Consider the following 11,979-nt stretch of genomic DNA (forward strand, 5'->3'; position numbering starts at 1 on the left):
GATCTATCACGAACGCGGTTCACGTCCGGGCGGTTGGCGAGGCTTCGGGCGGGGAATCCGGATTACATGACACGCACCGAACCCGCAGCTCCCGTGCCGAGATCGGGGCCCGCCCCCGTGCAGGGCATCGGCATGCTGATCGGCCTCCTGTTCCTGGTTCTCGGGGCGTGCGAGCTGATCCCGGGGGTCACCGCCGACCACCGGCTGTTCGGCGTGTTCGCCGTGTCCGGAGCGTGGACGCTCGTGCACCTGATCACCGGCGCGGTCGCCGTGTTCTGCAGCCGCTCCTCGACGCTGGCCAGCCGTTTCCTGGTGGCGGGCGGGGTGCTCTACGTGATCCTGGGGATCGCCGGGCTGCTGCCGCTGCCCGACGCCGTCGACGACTTCATGCCGATGAACACCGCCGGGGTCTGCCTCGCGCTGGGGCTCGGCACCGCGATGGTCATCCTCGGAGCGGGCTGGCTACGGAACGCGCCCGGGCGGGAACGCTGAGGAACTCCGGGCGCGGGAACCGCACCAGCGCCGCCGCGAGCAGCACCGCGAGTCCGAAAAGGACATAGCCGTTCCCGGTCAGCTGCTGGAGGAACGACCAGTGGCGCTCCACCTCACCACCGCGCGGCCACCACCACTGCGGCCCGGCCACGAACAGGACCGCGCCGACGCCGGTGAACACCGCCAGCCCGCGCCGCCGGGTGCGGCGCGCCAGCTCCGCCCAGCCGAGCAGCACCACGACCGCCCACACCCAGTGGTGCGTCCACGAAATCGGCGAGACGAGCAGGCCGCCGACCGCGTTCACCCCCAGCGCGACCGTGCGCTCCCCCGCGGCGAGCGCGCGTCGCACCCCCACCGTCGTCAGCACGAGCACCACCGCGACCAGCGGCAGCCACCACGCAGTCCGCGCGTCGGCGGGCACCCCGGCCCGGGCCAGCAGGCCGAGCAGCGACTGGTTGCCGGCGTAGGTCGGCTCGCCGACGCGGCCGGTGTCCCAGAGCGCCCCGGTCCAGTACCGGACCGAGTCCGCCCCGGCGAGCAGGAAGCCGAGCGCCGTCGCGGCCAGGAACGTCACGACGCTGACGACGGCGGCACGGACGTCGCGTCGCAGCAGTAAGTACAGCAGGAACACCGCCGGGGTCAGCTTCACCGCGGCGGCGATGCCGATCAGCAGGCCGCGCGGCCACTTCGGGGTGTCCACCAGGACGTCCAGCACGACGAGGGCGAGCAGCAGCAGGTCGATCTGGCCCGCGTACACCGTCCGCAGGACCGGTTCGAGGACCTCGGCGAGCAACAGCACGGCCGTGATCCGGCGCCAGCCGCGCAGTCCGGGCGGCAGCACGCCCAGCGCGCCGAGCACCGTCGAGAGCACCACGGCCAGCAGGCCGAGCGTGACCAGCGTCAGCAGGAGGCAGGCCAGCCAGTACGGCAGGATCGTCAGCGGCGCCAGCACGATCGCCGCGAACGGCGGGTAGGTGAACAGCAGGAACTGGCCGTCCTGGGTCTGCGGCAGCGTGCCGTAGAGCGCGTCGCCGTGCAGCAGCGCCGCCGAGCCCAGCCGGTAGACGTCCAGGTCGACGCGGTAGGCGGGGAACCGCACCCGGCCGCCGGTCACCGAGACGAGCAGCGGCACCAGCAGGAGCAGCTGCGCCCCCAGCAGCACGTACCCGTTCCCCAGCCTTCGCCGCAACCCCCGCACGCGCTCCCCCTTCGTCTCCCACCGCATTCTGTCGGGTCTCCGGGACTGCGCCATCCGGGTATCCCCCGGATCCACCCCGGGGAAATCCGGTTGCCGAGGGTGAGCCGACCGGCCAGCCTGGGCCGATGGGCACTCCGGGCGGCTTCGCCTACCGCGTCGACGAGCGCGGCACCGTGACGATCACCCACCACGGCCGTCCCGCCGGGACGCTGCGCGGGGGCGCCGCCGCGCGCTTCCTCGCGGCGGCCGAGAAGGGCGACCCGCAGCTGCTGATGGCGAAAGCGACGGGCAACTACAAACACGGCAACGAACGCCAGGCCCGCGACCACGCGCGCAACCGAGGACGCTGACAGCCACGCCGCTCGCATACCCTGGCCCCCGGCGTCTCCGGGGCGGGGCGCCGGGGGTGAGGAGACGGATGGGCGAGCTCGCCGGGCGCGACTGGGAGCTGTCCCTGCTCGTCGAACGGGCCAGGAAGGCCGCGGCCGGGGACGGGCAAGCCGTGCTGCTGCGCGGACCGGCCGGGATCGGGAAGACGCGGCTGCTCGCGGCCGTGCTCGACGAGCTCGACCACGTGGCCGCCACCGTGCTCACCGCCCGCTGCCCGGAGTCCGGGTCCCCCGCCTACCAGGCCGTCCGCGAGCTGTTCGCGCCGCTCGGCCCGGCCGCCGCCGCGTCCGCGCCGCTCGCCCGCCCCGCGCTGGCGACCGAACGCACCGAGCCCGCCGGCGACACCTACGCCGTGATGCACGGCCTCTACTGGCTCGCCGCCGACCGCACCGCCGACGGGCCGCTGGTGCTCGCCGTCGACGACGTCCAGTGGTGCGACGAGGCCTCGCTGCGCTGGCTCGGGTTCCTGCTGCGGCGCGCGGAAAACCTGCCGCTGCTGGTCATCCTGACCCAGCGGACCGGCCACGGCACCCCGAACCCGGCGCCGCTGGGCGAGCTCGGCTGCCCGGCCGTCGACCTGGGCCCGCTGCCGGCGGACGCGGTTGCCGACGTTCTCCGGGCCCGGTTCGCGACGCCGCCGGAGCCCGCCTTCGCGGCCCGCTGCGCCGAGGTGACCGGCGGCAACCCCTTCCTGCTCGACCGGGTCGTCACCCGGCTGCGGGCCGACGGCGTCCCGCCGGACGACACCCACCTGGCCACGCTCGAAGAGCACGGTCACGAGGTCGTCGCCCGCACCCTGCTGACCCGCCTGCCGCCCGCCACCCTGGCCGTTGCGCGGGCGATCGCGGTGCTGGACGGCGAAGACCTCGAGCTCGTCGCGGCCCTCGCCGGCACCCAGCCCGGGCCGGCCGCCGCGGCCGTCCGCGCGCTGCGGGCCGACGAGCTGCTGCGGCCCGACGACCTCCGCTACACCCACGACCTGATCCGCACCGCCGTCCTCGACCCGGTGCCGGCGGCGGAGCTCGCGGCCCTGCGGACCCGCGCGGCGACGCTGCTCGACGTCCGCGGCCGCGCCCCGGAGGACGTCGCCGTCCTGCTGCTGCTCCTGCCCGGGCCGCCCGAGACGTGGATGGTGACGGTGCTGCGGGAGGCCGCCGCCGTCGCCGAGGAGCGCGGCGCGCCCGCGGCCGCCGCGCGGTACCTGGACCGCGCGCTCGCCGCGGACGAGACGCAGGTCGCGATCCGGGCCGACCTCGCCCGCGTGCTCGCGCAGGTCGATCCGCCCGCGGCGCTGGCGCACCTGGAGCGCACTCTGGGCCTGGTCGGCGGTGCACGGGAGCAGGTGCCGCTGGCGGTGCAGTACGCGATGACGTCGATGAGCGCGCAGAACTCGCTCAAGTCGTTCGAGCTGGTCGGCGCGGTGCTGGACGCGCTGGAGCGCGAGATCGGCCCGGACCCGGCCCCCGCGGACCGGGCGCGGCGGGCGCTCGCCCAGTCCGCGCTGATCATGTCCGGCATCGACGAGAAGAGCACCGTCGGCCCGGTCGCCGAGCGGTTCCGCGACCTGACCCCGCCGCCGGGCGAGACGCCGGAGGAACGTCAGCTGCTGGCCATGCTCGCGACCCTGCGCACCCTGCGGGGCGGCCCCGCGGCCGGCCTCGCCGCGGAGGCCCGGCAGGTGCTCTCGGTCGGTGACGTCGCGCCCGGCGGCTGGTCGGTGCTGGGCGCGGTGCTCACGCTGCACCTCGCCGACGAGACCACGACGTCGCTGGCCGCGCTCGACGGGCTGCTCACCCACGCGCAGCGCTCCGGCGAGGCCTGGACGTGCGCGGTCGGCGCGAGCATGCGCACGCTCGTGCGGCTGGGAACCGGGGACGTCGGCGACGCGCTCGCGGACGCCGAGTTCGCCCACCGGATCGTCACCCAGGAGTCGTGGGGCGAGAACGTCGCGATGACGCAGGCGGTGCTGGCTTCGGCGCTGGTCCGGCACGGCGATCCCGCGCGGGCGCTGGAGATCGCGCGCAGCGTCACCCGGCCGCGGATCGACCGGTTCACCCTCGAGTACCACTGGCTCCTGATGGCCAGGGCCCAGGCGCTGGCCGGCACCGGGGACGCCGAGGGCGCGCTCGCCGACCTGTTCGCCTGCCGCGACAGCCTGGCCGAAGCGGGCATCGGCAACCCGTTGTTCGCGCCGTGGTGGTCCGACGCCACCCGGCTGCTCCACGACCTCGGCCGCGACGGCGAAGCGTGGGCCGCCGTTGAAGAGGCCGAGGAGCAGGCCGCCGCCTGGGGCACGCCACGCGCGCTCGGCCTGGCACGGCTCGCGCGCGCGGTCCTCACCCCGGGCGACGCGGGGCTGGACCTGCTCGCCGAAACCGCGGACCAGCTGGCGGACACGCCCGCCCGTCCGGTGTACGCGGAGGCCGAGTACCTGCTGGGCCGCCGGCTGCTGGAGCGCGGCGACCCCAAGGGCGCGCGGGACCGGCTGCGCCGCGCCATCGACGTCGCCGTCCGCAGCCAGGACCGCCCACGGCTGGACCTGGCGGTGACGGCCTTGGCCGACGCGGGCGGCCGCATGCGCCGCGGCACGGACTCCCCCGCAGACACGTTGAGCGGCAGCGAACGGAGAGTCGCGGAGAAAGCCGCGGCGGGCGCGACAAACCGGGAGATCGCGGAGTCGCTGTTCTTGACGGTCCGGACGGTGGAGCTGCACTTGACGAACGTGTACCGCAAGCTGGGCCTCAAGGGCCGCGCCGGGTTGGCGGGCGCGTTGCATCGGCCGCCTTCGCCGCGGTAACGCCCTTTCCGGAAACGTTCGCCGCGTCGATCAGGCGGCCCGACCGAAGAAGCGGCAGGCGCCCTCCTCGCTGCGGGCTCGTGCGGACTTTCCGCGTCGCGGGTGCTGCGGCATGCTGGCCAGGTGGCCTACGACGTGCAGAAGATCCGTGAGCACTTTCCCGCGCTGAGCGAAGGCGCCGCCCACTTCGACGGGCCGGGTGGCTCCCAGGTCCCCGACGTCGTCGGTGAGGCGGTGGCCGGGACGCTGTGCTCGGCGATCGCCAACCGCGGCTTCGTGACGCCCGCCGAACAGCGGGCGTCGGAGGTCGTCGCCAAGGGGCGCCAGGCCGTGGCCGACCTGCTCGGCGCGTCCCCGGAGGGCGTCGTCTTCGGCCGCAGCATGACGCAGCTGACCTACGACTTCTCCCGCACCCTGGCCAAGAACTGGGGCCCCGGCGACGAGGTCGTCGTCACCCGGCTCGACCACGACGCGAACATCCGGCCCTGGGTGCAGGCCGCCGAGGCGGTCGGCGCCACCGTGCGCTGGGCGGACTTCGACCCCGCGACCGGTGTCCTCGCGACGGACGCCGTCGCCGGGCTGCTGTCGGAGCGGACCCGGCTCGTCGCCGTCACCGCCGCGTCCAACCTGCTCGGCACCCGGCCCGACGTGCCCGCGATCGCCGCCGCGGCGCACGACGCCGGCGCGCTCGTCTACGTCGACGGCGTCCACCTCACCCCGCACGCCCTCGTCGACGTCGCCGCGCTGGGCGCGGACTTCTACGCCTGCTCGCCGTACAAGTTCCTCGGCCCGCACCTCGGGGTGGTCGCCGCCGCGCCCGCGTTGCTGGAGACGCTGCGCCCGGACAAGCTGCTGCCCGCGTCGGACGCCGTGCCGGAACGCTTCGAGCTGGGCACCCTCCCGTACGAGCTGCTCGCCGGGACGACGGCGGCCATCGACTTCCTCTCGCACCTCGATCCCGGTCCCGGCCTGCGCCGCGAACGGCTGCCTCGGTCGCTGAAGGCGTTGGAGGAGCACGAAAACGGGCTGCTCACGCGTCTCGAGACGGGCCTGGCCGCCATCCCCGGCGTCACGCAATACGGCGCGCCAGACCGGCACCGCACGCCGACCGTCCTGTTCTCCATCAAGGACGTCACCCCGCAGGCGGCCTACGTCTTCCTGGCGGAGCAAGGGGTGAACGCGCCCGCGGGCACCTTCTACGCGATCGAGACCGCCCGCCACCTCGGGATCAGCGATTCCGGCGCGGTACGAGCGGGAATCGCCCCGTACACCACCGAAACCGACGTCGACCGCCTCGTCTCCGGGGTCGCCGCCCTGGCCGTCGGCTGAGGGTCGTGAGTGCGTAACAGTGTTCTAACACTGTTACGCACTCACGACCGTTACGGCGCCGGTGCGTAGCCGCTGGGCCGGGCCGTGAACGTGCCCCGGCCCTGCGTGCGGCTGCGCAGGCGGTTCGCGTAGCCGAACAGCTCCGCGAGCGGAACCGTCGCCGTGACCACCGCGGTGCCGGACCGCACGGTCGAGCCGGCCACCCGTCCCCGTCGCGCGGCGAGGTCGCCGAGCACGCCGCCGACGGCGTCGTCCGGCACCGTCACGACGACCGAAGCGACCGGCTCCAGCAGCCGCATTTCACTGGCACGCAACGCTTCCCGCAGGCCGAACCGGCCCGCCGCGCGGAACGCCATCTCCGACGAATCCTTCACGTGCGTCGCGCCGTCGACCAGCGTCACGCGCACGCCGGTCACCGGGTGCCCGCCCAGCGGCCCGTCGGCCAGGGCGTCACGGCAGCCGGCTTCGACCGCGCGCACGTATTCGCGTGGCACCCTCCCGCCGACGACCGCCGTGGCGAACTCGAACCCGCCTTCGAGCGGCTCGACGTCCAGCACGACGTGGGCGAACTGCCCGGCGCCGCCGTCCTGCTTGACGTGCCGGTAGAGCACCCCGGACACGCCGCGCACGACGGTCTCCCGGTAGGCGACCTGCGGGCGGCCGACCGCGACCTCGAGCCCGCGGCCCCGCCAGAGCTTCTCCACCGCGACCTCCAGGTGCAGCTCACCGAGACCGGACAGCACCGTCTGCCCGGTCTCCGGGTCGGTCCGCACGACCAGCGACGGGTCCTCCTCGGCCAGCCAGGCCAGCGCCGGCGCGAGCCGGTCGGCGTTCCGGCGGGCCTCGACGGCCACCGAGACCACCGGGTCCGCCGTCACCGGCGGCTCCAGCAGCACGGGGTCGCCGGGCGCGCACAGCGTGGCGCCGACGCGGGCCGCCTTCGGCCCGGCCAGCGCGACGATGTCGCCGGCCACCGCACTGTCCACTTCGGAAAACCGGTCGGCCTGCACCCGCAGGATGCGCGCGACCCGTTCCGTGCGGACGGTTCCCGCGTCCAGCACCTGGTCCCCCTTCCGCAGCGTTCCCGAATACACCCGCACCGACGTCAGCCGTCCCGTGGTCGTCGCGACGACCTTGAACACCAGCGCGGCCAGCGGCGCCGCCGGGTCGGCGGGCCGGTCGGCGTGCACCGGCGTCACGTCCGACGGCGACGGCAGGTAGGCGACGACGGCGTCGAGCAGCGGCTCGATCCCGCGGTCGCGGTAGGCCGCGCCGCACAGCACGACCAGGCCGTCACCGGTGCGGGTCAGGTCGCGCAGCGCCTTCTCCAGGGGTCTCCGCCGAGACGGTCCCGGCGGCGCAGAACTCGTCCAGCGCCAAGGGATGCAGTTCGGCGACAGCCTCCTCCAGCTGACGACGCCGCCGTCGCGCCTCGGCCGAGGCGCCCTCCGGCAGGCGCACAAGGTCGACGACACCGGTGAAGCCGTCCTCACGCCCGATCGGCAGCTGGACGACCAGCGGCGCCGGGTGCAGGCGCCGCCGGATCGACTCGACGGCCGTGTCGAGGTCGGCGCCCGCGCGGTCCAGCTTGTTGACGAAGGCGATGCGCGGGACGCCGTACCGATCGGCCTGGCGCCACACGGTTTCGCTCTGCGGTTCGACGCCCGCGACGCCGTCGAACACGGCGATCGCGCCGTCGAGCACCCGCAGCGACCGCTCGACCTCGTCGGTGAAGTCGACGTGGCCGGGCGTGTCGATGAGGGTGATCCGGTGGCCGTCCCACGTGCAGGTGACGGCCGCGGCGAAGATGGTGATGCCGCGGTCGCGTTCCTGCGGGTCGAAGTCGGTGACGGTGGTGCCGTCGTGGACCTCACCCTGTTTGCGGGTGACGCCGGTGAGGTGCAGGATTCGTTCGGTGACGGTGGTCTTGCCCGCGTCGACGTGGGCGAGGATGCCGAGGTTGCGGACGGTGTCCGAGGTGCGCACGATGCGGTCCTTCGCGGTGTGATCCGGTTCGGGGCAGCGCGATTCCGCGTGAAACGTCCACAGTGGACGGCGTCACGGGCCGGGTGTCAGCCGCGCGGCTGGCACCGCGGGCACGAAGACACCAGGATCACCTCGAAGCGCGAACGGGAGACGGCGATGCGCGTACGCATGGCGGGCTCCTCTCGTCCGGCGCGGTGTGCGGTTCCGGGGCAGCGTAGCGACGTTCTTGTCCGGCGCCCAACCGGTTTTCGCCCGGGAACGCCGAAGGCCACCCCGGACGTGCCGGGGTGGCCTTCGGCGGGTCAGCCCAGGATCAGCTGGGGTCCTGGTCGAGCTGGGTCGCCTTGACCGCGTTGGCGACCTGGGTGCAGTCGTCGTCGGTGATGCCCGCGGTGCCCGCCTTCGCCAGCGCGGCACAGGAGGAGTTGAGGGCTTCGCCGACGTCCTTGAACGTCGCGCTCGGGGTGAGCGTGTTCTCGACGCCCCACCAGACCTGCACCGACTTGTCGAGGCCGAGGCCGCGCACGGTCTGGTTGTTGAACGTGTCGCCGTCGGTGATCAGGTAGTCGGCCTTGTTCACGACGCCGTCGTTGATGTGCTCGTCCGGGTTGTTCGTCTGCCAGCCCGGGCCGTTGACCATGTCCGGCTGCGGGGACAGCGACGAGCGCGGGTCCTTCATGTTGCGGATCGCGCCCAGCGACGAGCCCGCGCCGAGCAGCCAGCGGTTGTCGCCGGTGTCGTTGGGGTCGTTCGAGGTGATGCCGATGAACTTGCCGAAGACGTCCGAAAGGCCTTCGTTGATCGAGTCGGCCTGGCCGCCGCTCAGCCCGGAGGTGTGCTGCGTGACGCCGTGGGTCAGCTCGTGGCCGGTGATGTCGTCGGTGGTGACGCCCTCGCCGAAGGCCATCTGCTCGCCGTCCCAGAAGGCGTTGGCGAACGGGCATTCGCCGTCGACGCAGATCCGGACGGTGCCGCGCAGCGCCTTGCCGGTCCCGTCGCTGTAGTCCGCGCCGATCAGGCCGGTCAGGTCCACGTTGACGTACTTGGAGTAGAAGTCCGAGGCCTGGCCGAAGAAGGTGTAGACGTTGTTGACGTCGGCGACGCTCGACTCGGCGCCGCCCTCCTTGCGGGTGACGTCGAACGCGGTGCCGCAGCGGACCGAGTCGGTGGTGCCGCTGACGACCTTGTGGTTCGCGTCGCAGACGTCGCGGTTGGCCTCGCGGACCTCGGACCACGAGGTCAGGACGTCGGCCGTGCCGGCCTTGACGACCTCGGTCCACTTGTCCTGGAACTTCGTGCCGTGCACGGTGACCTGGTAGGTCGGCACGGCGACGCCGTCACCCTTCGCCCCGCCGAGCGTGGCGTCGTACCAGTAGGCGCGCGGCGCGTCGGCCTTCAGCGCGTCCTTCGCGAGCCCGGTGCGCTTCGCGACGTCGGCGATGGCCGCGTCGGCGGCACCCGCGTCGCTCGCCGGGAACGCGCCCGCCGTCTTCTTCGCGGTCCGGCCGTGCGTGGCGAGGACCGTGCCCGCCTTGTCGCGGATCTGGACGGTCTGCCCGCCGAAGACCGGCACCCCGCCGACCTCCTGCTGCGACCGCAGCACGCTGCCGAACGGCATCGCCTGGGCGTTCATCGCGCGCATCGACGGCTGCGCGATGGTCGCGGACGCCGGCGAGCCGGTCACGACCAGCGATACCGCGACGAGGGCAGCGCTCGCTGTCGCTGTCCCAACGATGACCCGTTTGCGTGACACCCGGTACACCTCCGTGGAAGGTTTGATCACCTGACGTGAAGTCCGTGCAGGTTCACATGCCCCGAAGGGTGAGCACACCGGCTGAAAGTAGGTAACTGACCATCTAGACGTCGGTAACGGTTGCCAAATCACCGACATTTCGGACGACCCCGCAGGCATCACGCGTGATCAGAGAGGAATCACGCGTGATTGGCGGGGAATCACGCGTGATTGAAGGGGCATCACGGTGATGCCCCGGAGACACGAGTGATGCCCCTTCGGACACGCGTGATGCCCGTGGAGACACGCGTGATGCCCCGCGGATCACGGGTGATGCCCCGCAACGCTCAGGACGTGGGTGGTGGGGCGACCACTCGGAGCTGGAGCATCGCGGCGAAGCGGGCTTCCGGGTCGGTCATGTCGAAGCCGCCGACCTCGGCGAGGCGGCGCAGGCGGTAGCGGAACGTGTTGGGGTGCACGTGGACCGCGGCCGAGGCGGCGATGACGTCGCCGAAGGCGTCGAGCCAGGCCCGCAGCGTCTCGACGAGGTGGGCCTGGTGCTGCTCGTCGTAGTCGAGGAGCCGGGCGACCGGGCCGGTCGGGCGGTCGCCGCGCGCGGCGACCAGGTCCTGCAGCTCCAGCAGGAGCGCCTCGACGTGCACGTCCGCCAGCAGCGCGGCGCGCCGGCCCGCGCCGCTGCCCGTGCGCAGCACCCGCAGCGCGCGGTCGGCGCTGTCGCGGGCCTCCGGCAACTCCGCCGCGCTGCGCGCCACCGGGCCGATGCCGACCACGGCGTGGACGCGGTCGCCGACCCGGTCCAGGAAGTCCTTCGCGATGCGCATCGCGCGCCGTTCGCCGTCGTCGTCGCCGCGGCTCACCGGGACCAGGCCGTACGCCGTGTCGCCGACGAGCGCGGCCGCACAGCGCGGGTGGACCGCGCTCAGGTGCATGGCCAGGCCGTCACTGAGGCGCTGGCGCTCGGTGGTGAGACCGGCGTCGGCGTGCTCCCCCGCGTCGAGGACGGCCAGGGCCAGCACGACGACCGGCTGGTCGGCCAGGCCGAGCCGGCTCAGCGCCTCGCGGGCCGCCGCCCCGCCTTCCAAGGCCGTGCTGAGCAGGTCCGCGCGCAGCCGGCGTTCGACGTCGGCGCCCGCCCGCACGCGCAGCATGTGCAGCGCGACCAGGCGGGCCGCGTCGCAGAGCGCCTGGGTGCGGTCGGCGGTGAGCGGCTCGGACACCGCGGCCCAGATCGAGCCGAGGATCTCGTCACCCGCCCGGACCGCGACGGCCACCCGCGGCATCGTCAGGCCGTCGAGGCTTTCGGAGACCAGGTCGGCGTACACCGGCTGGTCGGTGCGGTAGAGCTCGCGGAAGACCCCACGGTCGGTGAGCACGCGCGCGAACCGTTCGGGGACCTGGCGGCCGAGGATCGTCTCGACGCGTGACGGGTCGGCCTCGTCCTGCCGCCCGGAGAAGGCCAGCACCCGGGACCGGCGGTCCTCGATGGTGACCGGTGCGTCGATGAGCGCACCGATCGCGTTGGCCACGGCGAACAGGTCCCCCGACGGCAGGCCGGCGAGGGTCTCCGGCTCGGCGTCGCCGACGTCGCCCTCGGCGAGCAGGGACCGCAGCATCGCGGCGAGCTGGGTCCAGGAGGCGCCCCGGGCCAGTGCCAGCAGCGCGACGCCCGTCTCCTCGGCGGCGGCCGTGACCGCGTCGGTGACCGTGACGGGCGCGCGCAGCACCAGGCCCGCGGCGTCGTGGCGGGCCAGGACCCGCAGCTGCCGGACGACCTCGTCCGGGTCACCGAGGCCGACGCCGAGGACCAGGGCGTGCTGGGGCAGCGCCGGCTCGTCGAGGGGGTCGTGGATGGCGACGCCGCCGATGCCGCCGGCCCGGTCGGCGTCCCCGAGCACCAGGTCCAGGAGGGTGCCGCCCAGGTCGTCGAGGACGCGGCCGAGGCTGGCGTGCGGGCGCAGGTTCACGGAAACGAGCACCTCCCGAAGCTAGGCGGGTTGCCTGCAGCCTAGTTCGTCGAGAGGCACCAAATCAGCC

General features: G+C 73.8%; 7 protein-coding genes and 1 pseudogene. 4 read left to right on the forward strand and 4 right to left on the reverse strand.

Going from position 1 to position 11,979, the window contains the following annotated elements:
* Window positions 1-66 precede the first annotated feature (66 nt).
* Complete coding sequence (locus VA596_RS46685; protein ID WP_323336793.1) at window positions 67-492, forward strand: DUF4383 domain-containing protein; 426 nt, start codon at window positions 67-69, stop codon at window positions 490-492.
* On the opposite strand, the gene VA596_RS46690 is transcribed toward VA596_RS46685, so the two are convergent.
* The gene (locus tag VA596_RS46690) at window positions 443-1,717 is read right to left on the reverse strand and encodes a glycosyltransferase 87 family protein (RefSeq protein WP_323336795.1); all 1,275 of its coding nucleotides are present in this window, start codon (window positions 1,715-1,717) and stop codon (window positions 443-445) included. The genes VA596_RS46685 and VA596_RS46690 overlap by 50 nt on opposite strands.
* A gap of 98 nt (window positions 1,718-1,815) precedes the next feature.
* On the opposite strand from VA596_RS46690, the gene VA596_RS46695 reads away from it, so the two are divergent.
* From VA596_RS46695 to VA596_RS46705, 3 genes are all read left to right on the forward strand, one after another.
* Window positions 1,816-2,040, forward strand: a complete 225-nt coding sequence (locus tag VA596_RS46695; RefSeq protein ID WP_323336797.1) for a hypothetical protein — start codon at window positions 1,816-1,818, stop codon at window positions 2,038-2,040.
* Window positions 2,041-2,108: 68 nt separating this feature from the next.
* Entirely contained in the window at window positions 2,109-4,877 is a 2,769-nt protein-coding gene (locus VA596_RS46700) for an ATP-binding protein (RefSeq protein ID WP_323336799.1), read from the forward strand.
* Between the two features lie 123 nt (window positions 4,878-5,000).
* Window positions 5,001-6,206, forward strand: a complete 1,206-nt coding sequence (locus VA596_RS46705) for a cysteine desulfurase-like protein (RefSeq protein WP_323336801.1) — start codon at window positions 5,001-5,003, stop codon at window positions 6,204-6,206.
* A 50-nt stretch (window positions 6,207-6,256) separates the two neighbouring features.
* Here the strand turns inward: VA596_RS46705 and fusA are convergent.
* The 3 genes and pseudogenes from fusA to VA596_RS46720 form a co-directional block, all read right to left on the reverse strand.
* Window positions 6,257-8,195 (reverse strand): annotated as a pseudogene (gene fusA / locus VA596_RS46710) (elongation factor G).
* A 310-nt stretch (window positions 8,196-8,505) separates the two neighbouring features.
* Complete coding sequence (locus VA596_RS46715) at window positions 8,506-9,945, reverse strand: M4 family metallopeptidase (RefSeq protein WP_323336803.1); 1,440 nt, start codon at window positions 9,943-9,945, stop codon at window positions 8,506-8,508.
* A gap of 326 nt (window positions 9,946-10,271) precedes the next feature.
* Window positions 10,272-11,921 carry a PucR family transcriptional regulator gene (locus VA596_RS46720; RefSeq protein WP_323336805.1) on the reverse strand — a complete coding sequence of 550 codons (1,650 nt, stop codon included), beginning with the start codon at window positions 11,919-11,921 and terminating at the stop codon, window positions 10,272-10,274.
* Window positions 11,922-11,979: the final 58 nt, after the last annotated feature.

The organism is Amycolatopsis heterodermiae (genome assembly GCF_034929455.1).
Taxonomy (GTDB): domain Bacteria; phylum Actinomycetota; class Actinomycetes; order Mycobacteriales; family Pseudonocardiaceae; genus Amycolatopsis; species Amycolatopsis heterodermiae.